This window comes from Rhizobium sp. 32-5/1, assembly GCF_029537235.1.
Taxonomy (GTDB): domain Bacteria; phylum Pseudomonadota; class Alphaproteobacteria; order Rhizobiales; family Rhizobiaceae; genus Pararhizobium.
In genome coordinates, this window is the sequence record NZ_CP120638.1 from 1,765,564 (window position 1) to 1,788,106 (window position 22,543).

The 22,543-nt window shown below is 62.0% G+C and carries 18 protein-coding genes and 3 pseudogenes; 12 read left to right on the top strand and 9 right to left on the bottom strand.

The genetic code is table 11. The features are described 5' to 3' along the window. Positions 1–10 precede the first annotated feature (10 nt). The 4 genes and pseudogenes from P6U16_RS09090 to P6U16_RS09105 all read right to left on the bottom strand — a co-directional run bounded on the left by P6U16_RS09090 (position 11) and on the right by P6U16_RS09105 (position 3,596). Positions 11–638, bottom strand: a pseudogene (locus P6U16_RS09090) (nucleoside triphosphate hydrolase). After that, on the bottom strand, positions 635–1,408 hold the full coding sequence (locus P6U16_RS09095; RefSeq protein WP_277703469.1) for an ATP-binding cassette domain-containing protein: 774 nt from the start codon (positions 1,406–1,408) through the stop codon (positions 635–637). Before P6U16_RS09095 ends, P6U16_RS09090 begins: the two are co-directional and overlap by 4 nt. Then, positions 1,408–2,466: an ABC transporter permease gene (locus P6U16_RS09100; RefSeq protein WP_277703470.1), complete on the bottom strand. Its 1,059-nt coding sequence runs from the start codon at positions 2,464–2,466 to the stop codon at positions 1,408–1,410. The genes P6U16_RS09095 and P6U16_RS09100 overlap by 1 nt, the downstream gene beginning before the upstream one ends. Before the next feature lie 104 nt (positions 2,467–2,570). Next, positions 2,571–3,596: a sugar ABC transporter substrate-binding protein gene (locus P6U16_RS09105; protein WP_277703471.1), complete on the bottom strand. Its 1,026-nt coding sequence runs from the start codon at positions 3,594–3,596 to the stop codon at positions 2,571–2,573. A 304-nt stretch (positions 3,597–3,900) separates the two neighbouring features. Here P6U16_RS09105 and P6U16_RS09110 point away from each other — a divergent pair, with 304 nt between their 5' ends. Beyond that, positions 3,901–5,133 carry an ROK family transcriptional regulator gene (locus P6U16_RS09110; RefSeq protein WP_277703472.1) on the top strand — a complete coding sequence of 411 codons (1,233 nt, stop codon included), beginning with the start codon at positions 3,901–3,903 and terminating at the stop codon, positions 5,131–5,133. Then, positions 5,133–5,561 (top strand): RbsD/FucU domain-containing protein, encoded by a 429-nt coding sequence (locus P6U16_RS09115; protein WP_277703473.1) that lies wholly within the window; start codon positions 5,133–5,135, stop codon positions 5,559–5,561. Before P6U16_RS09110 ends, P6U16_RS09115 begins: the two co-directional genes overlap by 1 nt. A gap of 67 nt (positions 5,562–5,628) precedes the next feature. Here the strand turns inward: P6U16_RS09115 and P6U16_RS09120 are convergent, their stop codons facing one another. Continuing rightward, entirely contained in the window at positions 5,629–6,012 is a 384-nt protein-coding gene (locus P6U16_RS09120) for a DoxX family protein (protein WP_277703474.1), read from the bottom strand. Positions 6,013–6,316: 304 nt separating this feature from the next. Here P6U16_RS09120 and P6U16_RS09125 point away from each other — a divergent pair, with 304 nt between their 5' ends. Then, complete coding sequence (locus P6U16_RS09125) at positions 6,317–7,021, top strand: Crp/Fnr family transcriptional regulator (RefSeq protein ID WP_277703475.1); 705 nt, start codon at positions 6,317–6,319, stop codon at positions 7,019–7,021. A gap of 4 nt (positions 7,022–7,025) precedes the next feature. After that, complete coding sequence (locus P6U16_RS09130; protein WP_277703476.1) at positions 7,026–8,882, top strand: CHASE2 domain-containing protein; 1,857 nt, start codon at positions 7,026–7,028, stop codon at positions 8,880–8,882. 236 nt (positions 8,883–9,118) lie between these two features. On the opposite strand, the gene P6U16_RS09135 is transcribed toward P6U16_RS09130, so the two are convergent. Beyond that, complete coding sequence (locus P6U16_RS09135; protein WP_349017692.1) at positions 9,119–9,709, bottom strand: FecR family protein; 591 nt, start codon at positions 9,707–9,709, stop codon at positions 9,119–9,121. A 211-nt stretch (positions 9,710–9,920) separates the two neighbouring features. On the opposite strand from P6U16_RS09135, the gene P6U16_RS09140 reads away from it, so the two are divergent. Next, positions 9,921–10,811 (top strand): tetratricopeptide repeat protein, encoded by an 891-nt coding sequence (locus P6U16_RS09140; RefSeq protein WP_277703478.1) that lies wholly within the window; start codon positions 9,921–9,923, stop codon positions 10,809–10,811. A gap of 24 nt (positions 10,812–10,835) precedes the next feature. Here P6U16_RS09140 and P6U16_RS09145 read toward each other — a convergent pair whose 3' ends face one another. Then, complete coding sequence (locus P6U16_RS09145; protein ID WP_277703479.1) at positions 10,836–11,870, bottom strand: proline racemase family protein; 1,035 nt, start codon at positions 11,868–11,870, stop codon at positions 10,836–10,838. 324 nt (positions 11,871–12,194) lie between these two features. On the opposite strand from P6U16_RS09145, the gene P6U16_RS09150 reads away from it, so the two are divergent. Beyond that, positions 12,195–13,001 carry a phosphodiesterase gene (locus P6U16_RS09150; RefSeq protein ID WP_277703480.1) on the top strand — a complete coding sequence of 269 codons (807 nt, stop codon included), beginning with the start codon at positions 12,195–12,197 and terminating at the stop codon, positions 12,999–13,001. Between the two features lie 171 nt (positions 13,002–13,172). Here the strand turns inward: P6U16_RS09150 and P6U16_RS09155 are convergent, their stop codons facing one another. Further along, a complete protein-coding gene (locus P6U16_RS09155) occupies positions 13,173–13,763 on the bottom strand; it encodes a TetR/AcrR family transcriptional regulator (RefSeq protein WP_277703481.1) in 591 nt (196 codons plus the stop codon). A 93-nt stretch (positions 13,764–13,856) separates the two neighbouring features. Between P6U16_RS09155 and P6U16_RS09160 the strand changes: the two genes are divergently transcribed. The 6 genes and pseudogenes from P6U16_RS09160 (at position 13,857) to P6U16_RS09185 (ending at position 21,589) form a co-directional block, all read left to right on the top strand. Next, positions 13,857–14,903: an aldehyde reductase gene (locus tag P6U16_RS09160; protein ID WP_277703482.1), complete on the top strand. Its 1,047-nt coding sequence runs from the start codon at positions 13,857–13,859 to the stop codon at positions 14,901–14,903. A 36-nt stretch (positions 14,904–14,939) separates the two neighbouring features. Then, complete coding sequence (locus P6U16_RS09165; RefSeq protein WP_277703483.1) at positions 14,940–15,329, top strand: nuclear transport factor 2 family protein; 390 nt, start codon at positions 14,940–14,942, stop codon at positions 15,327–15,329. 210 nt (positions 15,330–15,539) lie between these two features. Then, positions 15,540–15,854: a YkgJ family cysteine cluster protein gene (locus P6U16_RS09170; protein ID WP_277703798.1), complete on the top strand. Its 315-nt coding sequence runs from the start codon at positions 15,540–15,542 to the stop codon at positions 15,852–15,854. 187 nt (positions 15,855–16,041) lie between these two features. Beyond that, positions 16,042–19,746: a trifunctional transcriptional regulator/proline dehydrogenase/L-glutamate gamma-semialdehyde dehydrogenase gene (putA, locus tag P6U16_RS09175; protein ID WP_277703484.1), complete on the top strand. Its 3,705-nt coding sequence runs from the start codon at positions 16,042–16,044 to the stop codon at positions 19,744–19,746. Positions 19,747–19,844: 98 nt separating this feature from the next. After that, entirely contained in the window at positions 19,845–20,432 is a 588-nt protein-coding gene (locus P6U16_RS09180; RefSeq protein WP_277703485.1) for a YigZ family protein, read from the top strand. A 171-nt stretch (positions 20,433–20,603) separates the two neighbouring features. After that, positions 20,604–21,589, top strand: a pseudogene (locus P6U16_RS09185) (aldo/keto reductase). Between the two features lie 65 nt (positions 21,590–21,654). Here the strand turns inward: P6U16_RS09185 and P6U16_RS09190 are convergent. Next, positions 21,655–22,397, bottom strand: a pseudogene (locus P6U16_RS09190) (SDR family oxidoreductase). Positions 22,398–22,543 lie beyond the last annotated feature (146 nt).

A 22,543-nucleotide genomic window follows, 5' to 3' on the forward strand; every position in this document is an offset into this window, starting at 1 on the left:
CTAATTGCGGTTATTCAAAGATCTCGAGCGAGATGTCGGCCGGCCGCGAGCCGTCGATGATGCGCTTTCCGTTCGGCAGGTCGTTGCCGTAAAGCTTCCATTCGATACCGGCCTCGTCGAGGCCGTAATGGATCCAGCGCTGGCGCAATCTTTCTTCGAGCACGGCATAGGACGGGCCGACGAAGATGGTCAGGTCAAACAGGGGGTGAGCCGCGACCAGGGGCTTCGTCGAGCAGCAGGTAATTGCCTTCCGCCAGGATGATACGGGTATCGGGCGCGATCGGGCGCGCCGAGGCAATGGCGATTTCGCGCGAGCGGTCAAAGACCGGCACCAGCACTTCCTCGTCACCGCGGCGCACGGCTGTGACGATATCGAGGAAACCGCGGACGTCGAAGGTTTCCGGCGCACCCTTGCGCTGCAAAAGGCCACGCTCTTCAAGGATGCCATTGTCCATGTGGAAGCCGTCCATCGGCAGGACCACCGATGTCTCACCCTGGCGAGCGAATTCTTCGTGCAGCGCGTCCGCCAGCGTGGACTTGCCGGCCCCGGGAGGGCCGGCAATCGCAACGATGAAGCGGTGGGACCCAGCCGCCTTTTCGAGAATGCCGTCGACGATGGCGGCAAGCGTCATCGTCATGCGGCAGCGGCCTCCGGAGGCACTTTGGCGCCCGTCATGAAGGCGACGGCGTCCGACATCGTGTAATCCTTCGGGTTGATGACGCAGAGGCGTTTTCCAAGCCGGTGGATATGGATGCGGTCGGCGACCTCGAAGACATGCGGCATGTTGTGCGAGATCAGCACGATGGGCATGCCGCGCTTGCGCACGTCGAGGATCAGCTCCAGCACCTTGCGGCTTTCCTTGACGCCAAGCGCCGCAGTCGGTTCATCAAGAATGATCACCTTGGAGCCGAAGGCCGCTGCCCGCGCCACCGCGACACCCTGGCGCTGACCGCCGGAGAGCGTCTCGACCGCCTGGTTGATGTTCTGGATCGTCATCAGGCCGAGTTCCGACAGCTTGTCGCGGGCGATCTTGGCCATTTTCGGCCGGTCAAGCATGCGGAAGACCGAGCCCATCGGGCCGGGTTTGCGGATTTCGCGGCCGAGGAACATGTTGTCGGCGATCGACAGCGCCGGCGACAAAGCGAGGTTCTGGTAGACGGTCTCGATGCCGGCCTCGCGCGCCTGTAGTGGCGAGCGGAAGCTGACGACCTTGCCCTCGAGCCGGATTTCGCCCTCGTCCGGATGGACGGCTCCCGAGATCGCCTTGATCAGCGAGGACTTACCCGCGCCGTTGTCGCCGATCACGGCGAGAATTTCGCCGGGGTAGAGATCGAAGTCGGAGTGATCGAGCGCGGTAACGCGGCCATAGCGTTTGACGATACCGCGCGCGGTGAGAAGAGGTTCCATCAGCCTGCTACCTTTCTGATCCACTGGTCGATACCGACCGCCGAGATGATGAGGACACCTGTCAGGAGCACTTTCCATTGCGGGTCGGCACCGAGCATGTTGAGCCCCATGGAGACCACACCGACGATCAGCGCGCCGAACAGCGTACCGAGGATCGAGCCACGTCCACCGAACAGCGAGATGCCGCCGATGACCGCTGCCGTGATGGCCTGGAGATTGTAGTCGGTCACGGCCCAGGAGGGCGAAATCGAGCCGTTGCGGCCGATCGAGACCCAGGCGGCGAGTGCCGCGATGGCACCGGCAAGACCATAGACGCCGAGCAAGACCTTGTTGACCCGGATACCGGACAGTTCGGCCGCTTCCGGATCGTCGCCGACGGCATAGACGTGGCGTCCCCAGGCCGTGTGGTTGAGTGCATACCAGAGTGCGATGACCGTCAGGACCATCATGATGACGCCGAGCGTGATCACCGCGGAACCAAGCTTGAGGCTGGTGCCGAAGAAGCCGAGCAGAGGCGCTGCGGTCTCGATATCGGCACGGCGGATCGTCGCATTGGCGGAATAGATAAAATTCACGGCCATGACGATGTTCCAGGTGCCGAGCGTCACGATGAACGGCGGCAGTTTCATCCTGGAAACGAGAAAACCGTTCAAAAGGCCGCAGACGGTTCCGGTGACGAAGCCGGCGGCCACGGCCAGCGGCGCCGGCATGCCGTAGGTCACGGCGCAATTGCCCATGACCACCGCCGAAAGCACCATGATGACGCCGATCGACAGATCGATGCCGGCCGTCAGGATGACCAGCGTCTGGGCAGCACCAAGGATGCCGACGACGGCGATCTGCTGCAGGATCAGGGTCAGCGTGCCAGCGGTAAAGAAGCGCTCACCCTTCAGAATGCCGAACACGATGATGGAAAATATGAGCACGATCGCCGGAATGGCCGCTGGCGTCGAATGCAGAAAATGCTGGATGCGTCGCAGAAACGACTGATCCTCGAATGCGGCGACGGACTTGTCGCTCTGATCCAGTGTTTTTTCGAATTCCTGGATGCTTGACATCACAAAACCCCTCCCAAGAGCACCGGCTTGCAGTGCCGGCTGTTGAAAAGGGCGGCTCAAGAACCGCCCTTTCGTCGTCATTGTGTGGCTAAAGGGTCAGGGTATCAACCCCAGCACTTGTCCGTGCCGGTCTTTACGTCGATCGATTCGACGCCAGCTGCCGGCTTGTCGGTAACCAGGGCAACGCCCGTGTCGAAGAAGTCCTTGCCTTCGGTCGGCTTCGGCTTCGTGCCGTCCTTGGCATACTGGGCAATCGCTTCGATGCCGAGCGAGGCCATCAGCAGCGGATACTGCTGCGAGGTGGCGCCGATGACGCCTTCGGCGACCGACTTCACACCCGGGCAACCGCCGTCAACCGAAACGATCAGAACGTCTTTTTCCTTGCCGACGGCCTTCAGCGCTTCATAGGCGCCGACAGCAGCCGGTTCGTTGATCGTGTGGATGACGTTGATGTCCGGATCCTTCTGGAGAAGGTTTTCCATGGCGGTACGGCCACCTTCTTCATTGCCGTTGGTCACGTCGTGACCGACAATGCGTGCATCGTCTTCGTCGCCGATCTTGCTCGGATCCTTCGGATCGATGCCGAAGCCGATCATGAAGCCCTGGTCACGCAGAACGTCGACGGTCGGCTGCGACGGAACGAGGTCGAGGAAGCCGATCTTGGCATCCTTGGCCTTGTCGCCGAGCGTTGCAGCAGCCCAGGCGCCGATCAGCTTGCCGGCCTGCAGGTTGTCGGTCGCGAAGGTTGCGTCGGCCGCGGTTGCCGGGTCAAGCGGGGTGTCGAGTGCGATGACCAGCAGGCCGGCATCCTGTGCCTTCTTGACCTGGTCAACGATGGCCTTCGTGTCGGAAGCGGCGATCAGGATACCCTTGGCGCCATCGGCGATGCAGGATTCGATTGCAGCAACCTGACTGTCATGGTCGCCATCGACCTTGCCGGCATAGGCCTTCAGCTCGACGCCGAGTTCGGCTGCCTTCGCCTGGGCGCCTTCCTTCATCTTGACGAAGAAGGGGTTGGTGTCTGTCTTGGTGATCAGGCAGGCGGATACGCCCTGAGCCTGCGCAGGAGCTGCAAATACAACGCCGAGCGCCAGCGCGCCGAGAGCGGCGGAAATGATAGTCTTCTTCATGAAATCCTCCCAAGGATTGAAAATCGCACCGGCGAACCGGCACATCAGGCACCGCCACAAACAGCATTCTCCTCTGCAGTCGATGGCGCTTCCGGGGACAAAACAAACATCAAAATGAAATGCTGTCAATAAATAAATCAAATTGAATTATTATTATTATATGCCATTCTTTGCCCAGACAATGTGCATGCAGCATGAATTGGTGCAGTGCACACATAAGAAACGGACTTGAAGACGCGATCAACACACCGGCTCGGACATACCCACTCCGAGACCCAGATCGCGCCGGTGGAGGAACAGGGGCATGACTTCACAAGCCGATGCCGCTGGCGCATCGACCGTGCCGGACGTCATCGATCCCGGCGGCGGCGCGAACTTGACGCGCGTTCGCGCCTACAATGAACGTCTGGTGATGTCGCTGGTGCGCCGCCACGGCAGCCTCTCCAAGGCGGATATCGCCCGCCGGTCCGGGCTTTCCGCCCAGACGGTGACCGTCATCATGCGCGTGCTTGAAAAGGACGACCTCCTGATGCGCGGGGAACCCGTGCGCGGCAAGGTTGGCCAACCGTCGATCCCCATGCGCCTTAACCCGGACGCTGTCTATTCCTACGGCGTCAAGATCGGCCGGCGCAGCTGCGACCTAGTGCTGATGGACTTCGTCGGCAATATCCGCCTGCAATTGCACCGGATTCATGCCTACCCCATGCCGGACGAAATCCTGACCTTCATCACAGAGGGCATACCGAAACTCGAAAAGATGCTGACCGAAGAGCAGAAAAGCCGGATCGCCGGCGTCGGCATCGCAACGCCGTTCCAGCTCTGGAGCTGGGCCGGGGAAACCGGGGCGCCAGCGGAAAAAATGGCGGCCTGGCGTGGCTTCGACCTGCGCGACGAGGTTGCCGCACGCACGCACCATCCGGTGCTGATGCAGAACGATGCGACCAGCGCCTGCGCGGCGGAACTGATCTTCGGCGTGGGCGCCAACTATCCGGATTTCATCTATTTCTACATCGGGTCCTTTATCGGCGGCGGCATTGTGCTGAATTCCTCGCTGTTTTCCGGCCGGACGGGAACGGCGGGCGCAGTCGGCCCGTTGCAGGTCTCGGACCGGAATGGCAAGCCGCAGCAGCTTCTGAAGATTGCCTCGATCTTCGTGCTTGAAAATCTCCTGCGCGACAAGGGGATCGACCCGAAACCGCTGTGGTACTCGGCCGACGAATGGATCGATTTCGGCGAGCCGCTGGAGACATGGATCCAGCTGACCGCCGATGCGCTTGCCCAGGCCGTGGTCTCCTCCGCTTCGATCATCGACTTCAACGCCGCCGTCGTCGATGGCGGGTTTCCCGCCTGGGTGCGCGGGCGCATCGTTGCGGCAACGCGCGAGGCGGTTGGCAAGCTCGATCTCGAAGGCGTGGTCATGCCTGAGATCATCGAAGGCACGGTCGGCGCCCAGGCACGCGCCATCGGCGGGGCAAGCCTGCCGCTGTTTTCCCGCTATCTCATAGACACGAACGTCCTCTTCAAGGAGACTGCCTGATGCTGAAAGGTCTGAACCCGCTCCTGAGCCCGGAATTGCTGGCGACGCTGCGGGCCATGGGGCACGGCGACGAAATCGCCCTGGTGGATGGCAATTACCCAGGCCTCGAACATGGCCGGCGGCTGATCCGGATGGATGGTCACGGCCTGATCCCGGTTCTCGACGCCATCCTCAGCGTCATGCCGATCGATGATTTCGTGCCACAGGCGATTTTCCGGGCGACCGTGAAGCAGGACCGCGATGCGCTCGATCCCGTGCACGGGGATATCATCGCCTGCTGCGCCAGATATGAGCCGGATCGCGCGGTCGTCCCGCTGCTGGGGCCGGACTTTTATCCGCGGGTGCGCGCTGCCCATACCGTCGTCCAGACCAGCGAGCCCCGGCTTTACGGCAATGTCATCCTGCGCAAGGGTGTGATTTACCCATGAGCAAACGTTAAAATACAAAAGCCCACCGGATTACACCGGTGGGCTTTTGTGCATTAAACAAGCTCTATCAGGCGCGGCGGGCGTCGACCGAGAGCGAGCCGGGGCCGAAGGCTGCAAGCACGAGGAAGCCGCCAGCGATGGCGAGGTTCTTCATGAAGTGGATATCGTTGCCGGCAACCGAGAAATCGCCATGACCGATGAATGCGGTGGCCACGGTAAAGAGCGCCAGGACATAGGCGGCCGGACGCGTGAAGAAGCCGGCGAGGATGGCGAGGCCGCCGAGCAGTTCGACAACGACGACGAGGGCGGTCGTCACAGTCGGAATCGGAAGGCCGATGCTGGCGAAATAGCCGACCGTGCCGCCAAAGCCGGTCAGCTTGCCGTAGCCGGCAACGATGAAGAGGATGGAAAGAAGAATACGTCCGATCAGGACGACGACATTCTGTTGCATGGAGGGTGGTTCCTGTTTGGGTTCGTTATGGCGTCGAGGTTTATCAGCTATTTCAAAATCAGCCAGCCGGCCCTGCGGAAACAGATCGTTCACAAAAAATGAACGAACCATCATAACCGTCAAATTCGCCAGAGCCGTAAGACTTGGTCTCCTCTCTCCCCACGCACCTAACCGTCTGCTTAATTATGGCTTGAGACGGTCTGGATGCCTCTTTTTGTTGCAACGCCGGGAAGACTGCGAGAAGAATTTGAGGCGGCGGCCAGAACGGGCCGCGAGCGTCGACCGGGGGCGGGCGGAACATCTTATGAGCGAAATCAACAAGAGTCCTGCTTTCTGGCGATCCTTTCCGATTTTCGAGGAATTCGACAAGGAGACGATCAGCGCGCTGGCGGCGCTTGCAACCTACCGCAAATGGACGGCGGGAACGGTGATCTTCCAGCGCGGCGACGAAGGCACTCATATGATTGCCGTGGTTTCGGGCCGCATCAAACTCTCGCTGATCACGCCGCAGGGCCGTGAGCTTTTGCTACGCCATATCGAGGCGGGCGCCCTTTTCGGCGAGATGGCAATCCTCGACGACCAGCCGCGCTCTGCGGATGCGACGGCGATTACGGCGACCGAGGGCTACCTGATCAGCAAGAAGTCGTTCCTCGACTTCATCACCCATACGCCTGACGCGGCGGAATCGATCATCCGCTATCTCTGCTCGCAATTGCGCGACACGACGGACCGACTGGAAACCATCGCGCTTTACGATCTGAATGCGCGCGTCGCCCGGTTTTTCCTGGCAACTCTGAAACAGATCCACGGAAACGAACTGCCGGATAGCGCCAATCTGCGCCTGACGCTCAGCCAGTCCGACATTGCCGGTATTCTCGGCGCCAGCCGGCCGAAGGTCAACCGCGCCATTCTGGCGCTGGAGGAAGCCTCGGCGATCAAGCGGGCAGACGGCGTGATCAGTTGCCATATCGGCCGATTGCAGAAACTGGCCGATCCGGAAGAGGATTAGCGGTTTGAAAAACCTCCGGCTGTCTCGCGTCCGGCCGCTTCCCGCAGGCATCCTGACAAGCCTTGTCTGCGCGCTTCTGCTTTACGCCTATGCCGAGGTGGCTTTCGAGACTCAGCGCGAACAGTTTTTCGATGCCTTGACGCAATGGGTGCCGGCCCCGCAATCCAGCGAGATCGTCGTGGTCGATATCGATCGCAAATCCTTTACATCAGCGCCTGACAGGAACTGGGACCGCGCCCAGACGGCCGATCTCGTTTCCCGACTGGCCTCGGCGGGTGCCAAGGCGATTGCCGTCGATTTCATCTTCAGCACGGCATGCGATGCCACCGAACCCTCGAATACGGCGCTGGCAAAGGCGATCACCGGCGCACCCGTAGCGCTGGGTTTCCTGATCGCCGATACGGTTGCGGACCGTCCCCTGCCGGTTCCGCCACTTGCCCTGCGCAAGCCGGTCGCCATTCCCGATCTCTGGTTCATCGAGGGCGCCGAGACCTCCTGCTCATTCCTGATGCAGGCGTCGCGGTCGGCCGCCGCCGCCTTCCTCGTCGGCGACGAGGATTCGCGGATCCGCCGGGTGCAGGCGTTTTCGATCATCGGCAACGATGCCTATCCAGCACTCGGGGTCGAGGCCGCCCGCCTTGCCGACGGCGGCCGGACGCCAATCCTCGGCGGCGAACCCGCCTGGCTGCGGCTCGACCGGCGGATCATCGAACTCGACGAGGACGGCAGCCTTCGTTTTGCGGCAAGCCCGGCGACGGCGATTGCGGAACGCACCGTTTCGGCGGGCGATGTGGTGAGCGGCGCGGTTGCGGCAGACCGTTTTGCCGGCAAGGTCGTATTCATCGGCAGCAGCCTGCCCAATCTCGGGGGCTTGCGGGCAACCGCATCCATGCCGCTCGAGCCATCCGTGCAGATCCATGCCGATATCGCCAATGCCATCCTCACGGATTTCATCCCGCGCCGGGATGGACGGCTACCGCTGTTCGAAGCCCTCTTCATGCTGGCCGGCGGGATTCTGACCGCCTTTGTCGCCACCCGATTGCGCCCGGTGACATCTGCGGCCCTCGGCGTTCTGGCCATCGGCCTGACGACGGCAACGGCAGCGGGCGTCTATGCTACCACTGCCTGGTTACTGGATGCCGTCAGCATCAGCCTCATGCTGCTGGTGGTGCTCACGGCAACCAGCACGCTGCAGTTTGCCCGCATCAAAAGAACGGAATCGGCGGCGCGCAGCAAGTTTTCGCAATACCTGCCGCAATCGGTGGTGGCGCGCTACCTCGACGACCCCGATGCCGACCGGGCTGCGGGAGAAGAACGGCCGGTGACGGCGCTGTTTACCGATATCGAGAGCTTCTCATCGCTCTCCCAGCGTTTGCCGCCGCGCGAACTGGTGACCCTGCTCGACATCTACTACGAGGAGGTGAACGGCCTTGTCGCCAAACATGGCGGCATGGTGGACAAGGTGGTGGGCGACGCGGTGCACGCCTTCTTCAATGCACCTGAGGACCTCCACGACCATGTCAACAAGGCGATCGATTGCGCGGAAGAGATCCGCAGTCTGACGGAAGAAATGCGGACACGGCCGCTGTTTGCCCAGAACAATTTCGGCCGCACGCGGATCGGCATCGAGACGGGCATGGCCGTTCTGGGCGAAGTCGGCGCCGGCGGCAAGCTGGACTATACCGCCCATGGCGATGCCATCAACCTCGCAGCCCGGCTTCAGGAGGCAAACAAGTTCCTGGGAACCTCGATCTGCATCGGCCCCGAAGCCGCCAACCAGAGCGGCCGGCCGCTGCGCTCCCTCGACATGCAGGAAATCCGCGGCTTCGGCACGATGGAACTGTTCACCATAGACGCCTGACATCCTCTCTTCTCCCCAGCGGGGAGAAGGTGGCCTGAAAGGCCGGATGAGGGGGCCCGAAGGCCACATCTATCTGGCTCCGGCTTCGCCGGCCCCTCATCGCCTCGCATCCGCTCGGCACTTCTCCCCGCTGGGGAGAAGAGGAGATCGTTGCACGATCTCGTATTCCGTACGGGATAGGCCTAGTCCCGACGGGGTTAGGGTGAGGGGCTGCCAAAGCCAAACTGTTTAATCCACTAAGGCCTGACGCCGACACTGGCATAGGCTTCGGCGATACGGGCCTTGCCCCAGACGACAGGTTCGTTCGGCGCATCACCCGGCTTGGCGATTTCGACGCCTTCGCCGGCACCGACCATTTTCGTCACGCCGCCGCCGTCGACCGAGACCAGACCGTGTTCGACGAAGACCGCGAAGACGCCGCGGTTGGGGCCGCAGAAGAATTTCGTGCCGCGCACGCCGATCATCCCGAAGGTGGTGCGCAGCGCCAGATCGATCTTCGGCAGGCCCTCCGGCCGGTCGAACACCATCTGGCCGAGGCCAAGCTCCAGCGTGCCGCCCTGACCGGCGATGAAACTATCGACCAGCAGCTCCGTGTCGCTGCCGAGCAGGATGCGCGTATCGCCGCCGAGCTGCAGATCCGCGAAGCTATCCGCGCCGGTGAGCACATAGTCATTGTCGAGGATCGAGCCGCCGGCGGTGAGCCCCTCCTGCAACTCGGCCTGTTTGCGGTGGACCTTGCCACGAATGTCGTTTGCCTTGCCGATCACCGTATTGGCGCGCGTCGAAACGCTGGCGAGGCCGATGGCTGCAAAGGTGCAGCCTGCCATGAACAGTCGCCGGCCAATCAGTCCGCGCCGTGCCGGCATCACTTCGAGACTCATGTCTTTACTCCTTTTTGAACACCCGGCGACCGGCCACGAAGGCCACCCGTCGGCGCACCTTCTAATTGCCTTGAAAATAGTCGCGACCACTGTTTCCGGCGGAACAGGCAGTTGCAAGAGCGGAACGTATGGTCGGGACAAATTAAAGGAGAGCATCATGAAAAACGCAACAAGTAACCGCATGTCGATGATCAATGCAGCGCTGGTTGCTGCCATGAGCACCCTGTCCCTGGCCGCGATCGCGCTACCATCCACCAGCCACGCATCCGATCTCATGCCGGCCGACCTCTGCGACCGGGAAACCGGCAGCGAACACGACCAGCAGCGCAACATGGCGTTCAAGCCCGTCGCCACAGAAGACATCCGCATCGGTATTGCCCTTTCGGCCTGCCGCGAGGCCTACAACCAGGGCGCCGGCCCGCGCCAGACCTTCCAGCTTGCCCGCGTGCTGCACAAATCCGGCCAGAAGATCCAGGCGATGAAGCTCCTGGCAGAAGCGGCCGAGGCCGGCCACGCACTGGCCATGGTCAACTATGCCGTGATGCTCGGGGAAAAGGGCGACACCATCCAGGAATTCGGCCTTTACCAGAAGGCTGCAGCGACCGGAAACGTGCTGGCCGCCTACAATCTCGGCGTTGCCTATCGGGATGGCGTCGGCACCGAAGTGAACGGTGCGCTGGCTGCCGAGTGGTTCGGGCGTGCATCGCTTGCCCGCGACAAGGTGGCAGCCTTCAATCTGGCGGTCCTGTTCGATGAGGGGACGCTTTTGCCGGAAGACAACGGCAAGGCAGTTGAACTCTACCGGGTGGCGGTCGAGCGCGGCAATGTCGATGCCATGATCAATCTCGGCCTTATGCTGGAGAACGGCGAAGGCGTGGCGCAGGACATCGCCGCCGCGCAGGATCTCTACGGGGATGCCGCGCGCCGGGGCGATGCCTTCGGCCGGCAGAAGCTGCAGGAACTGGCGCAGACCGACGGCCAGGCTGCAAAGGCACTGCCGACAGAAGAAGCGCTGCTCATCCTTCCCAAGGCCGGCCGCGTCAAATGAGACGCGCGCCGCCTGAGAAGGATATCAGCGGATCTCGCCCGCCTGCGGACCCCAGGTATCGGTCAGCGCAAAACCGTCTGCCAGGGGATCGAACGGATCGAGCGAGACCTGATGCAGGCCAAACGTCCAGCCTCGGCCGGAAATGGTGGGGATGATCGCCGGGCGGCCGGCCACCGTGGTGACGCTTTCGAGACCGGCTTTAAATTCCGAGCCGATGATCGAGCGGGACGTGAAGACGTCGCCGACCTTGGCCAGACCGCGGGCGTGCAGCGTTGCCAGATTGGCCGAGCTTCCCGTGCCGCAGGGCGAACGATCGACGCGGCCGGGCCACATGGTGGTGCAGGTGCGCACCGCACCATCGGCTTCGGTGTCGCGGAACATGACATAGGCGACACCGCTTATTTCCGGGATTTCCGGATGCACGACCGGGATCGTTTTGTTGACGAGATCCTTGAGGAACATGCCGGCCTCGACGATGCGCCGCGCATTGGCCTTTTCGATCGTCGTGCCGATCTGCGCGACATCGACCAGCGCGTAAAAGACGCCGCCATAGCAGATGTCGAGCTTGATGCGGCCCCAGTCCGGCGTGTCGATCTCGACATCGAGTTGCTGCACGAAGGACGGCACCATGGTGAGCTTCACCCGCTCGCAGCGGCCGTCGCGGCAGGTGGCCGTCGCCTTGACGAGGCCGGCTGCCGTATCGAGCATGACCACCGTTTCCGGCTCCTTCATCTCGACCATGCCGCTCTCAAGCAGCGCCGTGGTGACGCAGATCGAATTGGAGCCGGACATGGCATGGGCCTGATCGGCCTGCAGGATGATGAAGCCGAAATCGGCCTCCGGGCGCTTGGCCGGCAGGAGCAGATTGACCGAGCCGATCGAGGCCGCGCGCGGCTCCAGGCACAGGAACCGGCGCAGGCTGTCATCCACCGTGTTGATGTGGTTCAGCTGCTCGGCAATCGTGTTGCCCGGAATTTTCGGCACGCCGCCGATCGCGACCTTGCCGATTTCACCTTCGCAATGCACATCCAGCAACTGGATCGTCCGCTTCCATCTCATCGCTTCACTCCCAGACTAAACCAGTTCACGTCATCTGCGCATTTCACCCGCGAGCCGGCAAGGCCGGACGGAATCAAAACCACTGCCGCCGGCATTCGGATGCGAGCCGGCAGCCCGCTTTCACGCTCCGCCGATGCGTGCCAAAACACGGCGGCACGTGCATTTCGACTCTGATATACCAGCGACAAGCCCTTGCCTAGGGTAGGGCCTCCCAATCCGTGTCTTCGCGATTTTCCCGGCATCTTACCAATTAAGTTGCTTGACGCCGCAGCAGCCTGCCGACAGCTTGGCACCTGCCCGCCCAACCTTTCCCAATGGACCCCCATGACCAAGCTGATCATTTTCACGGACCTTCACATGGTGCCTGAGGGCACGACGATCATCGGGCTCGACCCGCACCAGCGGCTGGCGGCCGGCATCGCGCATGTCAATGCACACCATGCCGACGCGGACCTCGTGATCTTCACAGGCGACCTGACGCACCGCGCCGACCGGGCATCCTATGAGCGGCTCAAAGGTCTGCTCGATACGCTGACCCCGCAAAAGGCCATCACCATCGGCAACCACGACCGGCGCGACGTCTTTCTTGAGGTGTTCGCCGACTGCCCGACCGATGAAAACGGTTTCGTCCAGCAGGCGATCGATCTGCCCGATTCCCGCCTGCTTGTGCTCGATACGCTGTTTGCGCCGCCCTACGACTACCCCAACAGCCATGCCGGCCTACTCTGCAAGGCCCGGATGGACTGGCTCGACCGCCAACTCGCCAGCGCCGGTGAAAGGCCGGTGATGCTGTTCATGCACCACCCGCCGCATGCAACCGGCTTCACCGGCATGGACATGATCCGTCTGGTCAACGAGGTCGAATTCTACGATCTCGTCAAACGCCACGGCAATGTGCTGCACATCTTCGCCGGCCACGTGCACCGCACGATCTCCGGCTCCAGCCGCGGCATTCCGTTTTCCGTGTTTAAGAGCCCGGTGCACCAGCAACCCATGCCCTTCGACGCCCCCGACGCCTCGCTGTCCGTAGACGAACCCGCCGCCTACGGCATCGCGGTGATGACGGATACGGGCGTGCTGGTGCATACGGAGGATTATGAGATTGCGGCGCGGGAAGCGGCGGTGGCTTGAGGCGTTTCGACGGAACGGCGAAGCCACCCGCTCCGTCGCTCCCTCACCTTGTCGAAGGGTGCGGGGGTGCCCGCTATGCGCCAAAACCGGCCGCGTGGCAGCATTCGACGCGCTCGCGTCTACCGCCCATGTCGCACTATGGTGAACGTGACGTTTTGCATTTGTCCGACGTCATCTTCGTCCTGGCGTGAGTGCCAAACTGAGAACTCGCATCAGCAGCCTTAGAGCTTCGACTGATGGCCCATCGGCGCTGAAGCTGTGTTTGATGCCATCCATTGCAGCCGCAATCAGCGAGGCGACATCGATGGGTGAAGCCTCAATGGGCTTCAAGTCGATTTCCCCTTGAGCCTGTGCGTTTGAGAGAGCTTTTGCGAGGAGGTCGAGCAGCCTTGATCTGGCGGTGGTCGTTATGTCCGCAGCCAATTGCATATTGATATCGAACAGTTCCTTGGCATTTTCGCTCTTGCTAAACGGTGCTATCAGCCCTTCCTGAAAGGCAGAGATCGCCGCCGCGATGCGGTCTACGACATTTCCCGTGCGGCCAAGTACGGCCTCAACATCAGACATGGTCTGTTCATGCGCCCGCGCCGAGCCGGCGCGAAAGAGCTCTTCCTTGCTGTTGAATGCAAGATAGAGAGACGCGCGCGAAATTTCCGCCGCGCGCGCGATATCCGCCATGGTGGTTTTCTGGAAGCCGTACCGGGCAAACACCGGGAGCGCGGCGTCCAGAATTAATGCTGATTTGTGATCTTGTTTTTCCATTTGGACATATTGACGAGCCTAGTCTCAAATGTCAAAAGAACAAATAGACAAAATACGTCTAATCGTCTAATTGCGGCAATTCAGGAGCACGGCATGAATGGGATGGCATCACCACAAGACACAATGGTTCTGGTCACTGGGGTCAACGGCTTCCTTGGCGGGCATGTGGCGCTGCAGCTGCTGCAGCAGGGTTATCGTGTGCGAGGAACACTACGTCTGATGGAGTCCGCTCCGGCAATGATCTCCCGCTTCAGGTCGTTCGCAGAAGGGCTCAGCTTGGTCGAAGCCAACCTCGACCGCGACCTTGGCTGGGATGAGGCGGTGTCGGGCTGCGATTACGTCATCCACACGGCTTCTCCATTTCCAAGCGGCGCGGTGCGGGATGAGACAGGATTGATCCGAACGGCAAAGGAAGGAACTCTCCGCGTGTTGCGGGCGGCCCACGAAGGCAAGGTTCAGCGGGTCGTCCTCACCTCGTCTATCGCGGCCACCAACCATGGTAGCGGACGTGCGCCATTCAGCGAGAAGGACTGGACGGATGTAGCAAGCAAACGTGCGACGCCCTATTACAAATCCAAGACCCTGGCCGAACGTGCCGCTTGGGCGTTCGCGGAACAACACGGCCTGCCTTTGACTGTCATCAACCCCAGTCTCATCTTAGGACCCTTGATGGGTAATGATATCGGGTCATCCGTGGGGCTTATCTCGAAGCTGATGAACGGCAAGTTTACACGGCTCCCTCGTTACGGCTGTTCGGTCGTCGACGTGCGCGACGTCGCTCTGGCTCATGTTCGGGCGATGATCGAACCCGCGGCCGCTGGCCAGAGATTCATCGTAGGAGGCCGGGTGTTCTCGATGAAGGACCTGTCGCACGCAGTGGCCAAGTCCTTTCCGCAATACGAATCGCAGCTACCCATCGCCGAGCTTCCAGATTGGTTCGTCCGGATTCTCGCGCTTGTCGATGCTGACGCTAGAACGATCGTGCATGAGCTCGGACGCGATCTTAGCGTCGACACCTCAAAGGCCAGAAGCATCCTGCAATGGCAGCCGCGCCCCGAAGAGGAAACGATCCGGGACTGTTGTCAAAGTCTGATCGACAAGAGACTGGTGAGCGTGCGCGACGCCGGTCGGCAACTTTAACCTCCCCCAAAATCAACGATACATCGGAGACATCGAATGCCCAACAACGTTCAAACCGAGGAAGACCACATCCGTGAAATTGAACGCAGCCGATTGCGCGCGCTCGTCGCCGCCGACGTGGCCGCAGCAAGGCCTCTTCATGCGGATGACTTCCAATTGATTACCCCCATCGGCATGGTTCTGTCGCGGGAGCAATATCTCGGTGCTATCTCCGCGGGGCAGATCAAATATGTCAGTTGGCGGCCTGGCGACATTGCGGTGCGTCTATTCAACTCCGCTGCGGTGATACGCTACTGCGCTCGTCTTGAACTGCTCTTCAACGGACATCCCATGCCTCCTGGAGACTATTGGCACACCGATACCTATGAGTATCGCGGCGGCGAGTGGATGGTGGTCTGGTCACAGGCAACGGCCATCAGTCGATAGTCGATGCAGAGCCCGGCCGGGAACCTTAGAGTAGCGGAGCTACCGCACGACTGTGGGGCAGACAAGCCGCCACGTCCGCTCCGGGCCCAAATGCGCCCCCTCCATTCGATTGGACTAGGCGCTATGCGCGCCGCAGTCGGGCAGAGGAGAGTTAAACAGCGCGTGGCACCACCCATTCCGTTCCCTCGCAATTTCCGCTACCCTTCCCCCATGACCCTTGCCGTTCCCGCTGAAGACTTCGATTGCCAGACCTGCGGCGCCTGCTGCAGCTATTCGCAGGAATGGCCCCGCTTTTCGCTGGAGACGGACGAGGAGCTGGACAGGATACCGGCCGAATACGTCTCTGCCGATCTCGGCGGCATGCGCTGCGAGGACAATCGCTGTTCGGCGCTGTCAGGAAAGCTCGGCGTGCATGTCGGCTGCACGATCTATGCGGTGCGGCCGCTGGTCTGCCGCACCTGCATGCCGGGCGACGACGAATGCCTGATGGCGCGGCAGAAACTGTCGCAAACCGTCCTTCTCTGACTTTTCATCATACTGCCATTTTTATTTTATGCCGGATTTTTGACTGCCATTCTTGATAAAATAAGCGAATAGAACGGCAATGTCGCCAAAATACCGGATGGAGATACGGAGACTTCGAGGCTAATTTCTGCACCATCCTGTCCGGGCCATATCGGGTGCGCCGGCGCGTTGAAGAGGGACGAATGCGATGAGCCAGACACATCAGCAACAGACTGCCGGATCGGACCCGTCGCTCAAGCCCTTTGCCGATTTCGCGCCGCCGATCGCCGAGCAGACGGCACTTCGCCGCGCCATCACCGCCGCCTACCGTCGTCCTGAAACCGAATGCCTGCCGCCGCTTTTGGAAGCGGCCACCCTGCCCGACGATCTCAGAGGCAAGGCCAAGGCAACCGCCCGCACGCTGATCACGGCGCTGCGCGCCAAGCACAAGGGTTCCGGCGTCGAGGGGCTGGTGCATGAATATTCGTTGTCGAGCCAGGAAGGCGTGGCGCTGATGTGCCTGGCCGAAGCACTTTTGCGTATTCCCGATACCGCGACCCGTGATGCGCTGATCCGCGACAAGATCGCCGATGGCGACTGGCGCTCGCATATCGGCGGCGGACGCTCGCTCTTCGTCAATGCTGCAACCTGGGGCCTCGTCGTGACCGGCAAGCTGACGGCGACCGTCAACGATCGCAGCCTGTCGGCAGCGCTCACGCGCCTGATCGCGCGGGCCGGCGAACCGGTGATCCGCCGCGGCGTCGATATGGCGATGCGGATGATGGGCGAACAGTTCGTGACCGGCGAGACCATCGACGAAGCGCTGAAGCGTTCGCGCGCATTGGAAACCCGCGGCTTCCGCTATTCCTACGACATGCTCGGTGAAGCCGCGACCACGGCCGCCGACGCCAAGCGCTATTATGCCGACTATGAGAATGCCATCGATGCGATCGGCAAGGCCTCGGCCGGGCGCGGCATCCATGAGGGGCCGGGCATCTCGATCAAGCTCTCGGCGCTGCATCCGCGCTATGTCCGCGCGCAATCGACCCGCGTCATGACGGAGTTGCTGCCCAAGGTGAAGGCGCTGGCGCTGATCGCCAAGAGGTACGATATCGGCCTGAACATCGACGCGGAGGAAGCCGACAGGCTGGAACTGTCGCTCGATCTTCTGGAGGCGCTGCGTCTCGACCCTGATCTTTCGGGCTGGAACGGCATGGGCTTCGTCGTCCAGGCCTATGGCAAGCGCTGCCCCTTCGTGCTCGATTTCATCATCGATCTCGCTCGCCGCTCGAGCCACCGGATGATGGTGCGTCTCGTCAAGGGCGCCTATTGGGATGCCGAGATCAAGCGCGCCCAGATCGACGGCATGACCGGTTTTCCGGTCTATACCCGCAAGATCTATACGGACGTGTCCTATATCGCCTGCGCCCGCAAACTGCTGGATGCAAGAGACGTGATCTTCCCGCAGTTCGCCACCCACAATGCGCAATCGCTGGCGACCATCTACGAAATGGCAGGCCCCGATTTCAAGGTCGGCGACTATGAGTTCCAGTGCCTGCACGGCATGGGCGAGCCGCTTTATGACGAGGTCGTCGGCAAAGCCAATCTCGACCGGCCGTGCCGCATCTATGCGCCTGTTGGTACGCATGAGACGCTGCTTGCCTATCTCGTTCGCCGCCTGCTTGAAAACGGCGCCAATTCCTCCTTCGTCAACCGCATCGCCGATCCGGCGGTTTCCGTTGAAGACCTGATCGCCGACCCGGTCGATGTGGTGCGCGCCATGCCTGTCATCGGCGCGCAGCACGACCAGATCAAGCTGCCGGCCGAGCTCTTCGGCACCCAGCGAACAAATTCGGCAGGGCTCGACCTGTCGAACGAGACTGTGCTGAAGGATCTGGCCGACGATCTCGTGCTTTCCACCGAATATCTCTGGCAGGCCGGGCCTCTGCTTGCCGACGGCGATCGGTCGCGACCCGAGTGCGCCGTGCTCAATCCCGGTGACCACCGGGACAACGTCGGGCCGGTCGCAGAAGCCACCGAGGACGACGCGCGCGAGGCGGTCCGGTTCGCGGCAGAGCATGCCGCCGGCTGGGCCTCCACGCCGCCCGCCATGCGCGCAGATTTCCTCGATAAAGCCGCCGACATGATGCAGGACCGGATCACCCTGCTGATGGGTCTGATCATGCGGGAGGCCGGCAAGTCAGCGGCGAATGCGATCGCGGAAGTGCGCGAAGCCATCGACTTCCTGCGTTATTATGCCGACCAGGCCCGCAGGACGCTCGGCCCGGCGCACAGGCCGCTCGGTCCGGTGGTCTGCATCAGCCCGTGGAACTTCCCGCTCGCCATCTTCACCGGACAGGTGGCCGCCGCACTGGTTGCCGGCAATCCGGTGCTTGCCAAGCCGGCGGAGGAGACGCCCCTGATCGCCGCGGAGGCCGTTCGGCTGATGCGCATTGCCGGCATTCCCGCATCCGCACTGCAATTCCTTCCCGGCGACGGGCGGATCGGCGCGGCGCTGGTGGGCGCGGCGGAAACGGCCGGCGTCATGTTCACCGGCTCGACTGAGGTCGCACGCCTTATCCAGAAGCAGCTCTCCGATCGGCTGTCTGCCACCGGGCGGCCAATCCCGCTGATCGCCGAGACCGGCGGCCAGAACGCCATGATCGTCGACAGTTCGGCGCTCGCCGAGCAGGTCGTTGCCGACGTCCTCGCATCGGCCTTCGACAGCGCCGGCCAGCGCTGCTCGGCCTTGCGCGTCCTCTGCCTGCAGCAGGACGTGGCGGAACGTACGCTCACCATGCTCAAGGGCGCGCTCCAGGAACTGTCGATCGGCCGCACGGATCGTCTTTTCGTCGATGTCGGGCCGGTCATATCGCACGAGGCGAAGGACACGATCGAGAAGCATATCGAGACGATGCGCAAGCTCGGCCGGCCAGTCGAACAGGTCACCTTGCGCGGCGAAACCGGGAACGGCACCTTCGTGCCGCCGACGATCATCGAGCTTGAGAAACTCTCCGACCTCAAGCGCGAGGTCTTCGGCCCCGTGCTGCACGTGCTGCGCTACGAGCGTGACGATCTCGACCGGCTGATCGACGATATCAACGCCACCGGCTACGGCCTGACCTTCGGGCTGCACACGCGGCTGGACGAGACAATCGCCCACGTCACATCCCGGGTCAAAGCCGGCAATCTCTACGTCAACCGCAACGTCATCGGCGCGGTCGTCGGCGTCCAGCCGTTTGGCGGGCGCGGCCTTTCCGGCACAGGTCCCAAGGCCGGCGGCCCGCTTTACCTCGGCCGTCTGGTGACGACCCCGCCGATCCCGCCGCAGCACAGCTCCGTGCATATCGACACGGTGCTGCTCGATTTTGCCAAATGGCTTGATGGCAAGGGGCTGAAGGCGCAGGCGCAGGCAACGCGCGAGACCGGCAGCCAGTCGGCGCTCGGGCTGACGACGGAACTGGCAGGCCCGGTCGGCGAGCGCAATCTCTACGCCTTGCATGCACGCGGACGCATTCTCCTCGTCGCAGAGACCGAAGACGGCCTTATCCGGCAGATTGCCGCCGTTCTTGCCACCGGAAACACCGCCGTGATCGACACGGCGTCCGGCTTAGCGGACGCCTTCTCGACGCTGCCGGCCACCGTTGCCGCGCGGCTGTCCTACACGACCGTTTGGAAGGCCGACGCACCCTTTGCCGGTGCCCTGATTGAAGGCGGGGCGGACCGTATCCGCACCGTGAACCGTCAGATCGCCGACCTTCCCGGCCCGCTCGTCCTCGTCCAGGCGGCATCGACGGAAGAACTGGCGCGCAACCCGGATGCCTACTGCCTGCAATGGCTGCTGGAAGAAGTCTCCACCAGTGTCAACACGGCGGCCGCCGGCGGCAATGCCAGCCTGATGTCGATCGGGTAATGCAGCCCTCCCTCTTCTCCCCGCGGGGAGAAGAGGGAGAACACCGGACAGCCCGCACAGGGGTTTCCCTGCACCCCCTTCCCTGCGATAACGCAGCCATGTTCACCCTCAAAAACACAGCAACCTTTTCACAGGACATCAAGAAAAGCCGTTTCCTGGCGATCTGCGGCCCCGTGGCCAGCGAACAGGCAGCGAAGGGCTTTCTTGCCGAGCATTTGGACCCTTCGGCCACCCATAATTGCTGGGCCTGGCGGATCGGACAGGCCTATCGTTTCAACGATGACGGTGAGCCGAGCGGAACGGCCGGCAAGCCGATCCTGCAGGCGATCGACGGCCAGTCGCTCGACGGAACGGTGGCGCTCGTCATCCGCTGGTTCGGCGGTATCCTTCTCGGCAGCGGCGGGCTGATGCGCGCCTATGGCGGGACCGCAGCGTCCTGCCTGCGCGCCATGGAGAAGATCGAACTGATCAAAACCCTGCGGATCACTGTCACCTGCGACTTCGCCGACCTCGCCTTGGTGAAGGCACGCCTCACCGGGTTGGGCGCCATGATCGACAGCGAAACCTTCATCGACACCGGCGCGACTCTCGCTGTGGACGTGGCCGCCGATCTTCGCGATGCAATCATTCGGACCGTGACAGACATCACCCGCGGCCGGGCCGTGATCATGACGGAAGACGAGTAGGCGCTTCATCGCGGGGTGTGTTCAGCATGCTCAAGGAGCGCCTGCCAAGAATGGCACAAGGCCGGTTGGCGTGGTGGCAATTGACTTTTCCCCTTGCCCCTGTCGATAAGAAACCCACTTGAACGGTGCATGACGGCTTTCCGATGGGAATGTCGCGCAGGAGATTTATCGATGAAGACCAGAACACTCGGGCGCACCGGCGCGACCATCTCCGAAATCGGCTTCGGCGCATGGCAGATCGGCGGTTCCTGGGGCGACGTCAGCGAGGAGGACGGAAAGCGGGCGCTGAATGCGGCGCTGGATTCGGGCGTGACGTTCATCGACACGGCGGACGTTTATGGTGACGGCCGGTCGGAAAAGATCATCGCCGCTGTCCTGAAAGAACGCGGCGGCGAGAAACCCTTCGTCGCCACCAAGGCCGGTCGCCGGCTGAATCCGCATGTTGCGGATGGTTATACGGCTGAAAACATCGAGGCCTTCATCGACCGGAGCCTGACAAACCTCGGTGTCGAAACGCTCGACCTCGTGCAACTGCATTGCCCGCCGACGGAAGTGTTCTACCGGCCCGACATGTTCGGCGCGCTCGACGAACTGACGATCAAGGGCAAGATCCGCAATTACGGCGTTTCCGTCTCGACCGTCGAGGAAGGCCTGAAGGCCATCGAATATCCGGGCGTTGCGACGATCCAGATCATCTACAATATCTTCCGCCAGCGTCCGCACGACCTGTTCCTTGCGCAGGCGCAAAAGAAGAATGTCGGCATCATCGTGCGCGTGCCGCTGGCCTCCGGCCTGCTGTCGGGCAAGATCACGGCGAATACGGCTTTCGCTGCCGACGATCACCGTACCTTCAACCGCAAGGGCGAATTCTTCGACGTCGGCGAGACCTTTGCCGGCGTGCCCTTCGAGGTCGCACTCGAAGCGGTCGAGCAGTTGCGCCCCTGGTACCCGAGGGCATCGGCATGGCGCCGTTCGCGCTGCGCTGGATCCTCGAAAACCCCGCCGTCTCCGTCGTTATTCCCGGCGCCCGCAACGAGGCGCAGGCCAAAAGCAACGCATCGGCCAGCGCCCTGCCTGACATCGCGCCGGCCACCATGGCCGCAATCGCCGATATTTACGAGCGCCTGATCAAGGTTCACGTCCACCAGAAGTGGTGACAGGCTTAAGACGGATCATCCGGCTCTTCGGGGCCGGATGATTGGTAATGGTTCGGAGGGCCTGCCTACGCCGCACGTGCAAGCGCCAAAGCGTCAGGGCCTGCGGGGAAACGCAATTGATCCGAGAGGTCGTTGACGGCCCGCCATACAGCTTCGGCAACATCGGTTTCCTTCGTCACGAGCGCAGGATGGGCAAATGCGGCGAAGATGGGCCCTGCGAATTGAGCATAGGTCTCGGGAATGAGGTCCTCAATGCGCACCTGCGTGTTCTGTGAAAAGTTCGTTGTCGGCGCATAGCCGGGCTCGACCAGCTTGGCGCGGATGCCGAAATGGGCAAGTTCGTGGGCGAGCGAACCCGTGAAGCCCTCGATGGCCTGTTTGCTGGCTGTATAGGCTGCAGCCAACGGCATCGGTGCCAAAGTCACGCTCGACGTGACGTTTGCGATGACGCCACACCGCCGCTCACGCATCTGCGGGATGACCGCCTGCGTCATGGCCATGACACCAAACGTATTGGTGTCAAAGACCTTTCGAATATGGTGCATGGGCGTCGCCTCGAAGGCGCCGACGACACCAATGCCAGCGTTGTTGACCAGCGCATCGATCGGCCCGGCGGCCTCAATGGCCCGCGCAATGCTCTCTTCATCCGTGACGTCGAGGGGCAAGATCCGCAGGCAATCCGAGGGGGCAGGATGCCGCTGCGCGGAGTACGCATCGTCGCGACGACCTTCCATTCCCTTGAAAGGAAAAAACGGGCAGTCTCCAGACCATAGCCCGACGAGCATCCGGTGATCAGTATAGTTTTCATGTTCATCTCCTTGGGGTATCAATGACTTCATACTAGCGAGAAAAATCTGGACGAAATACAATTGAAGATCCATTTTTCGTTTGCTATCGTCCGAAAATGATTGATCCCCTCTCAGACATTATCGCCTTGTTGCGCCCGCATGTCGT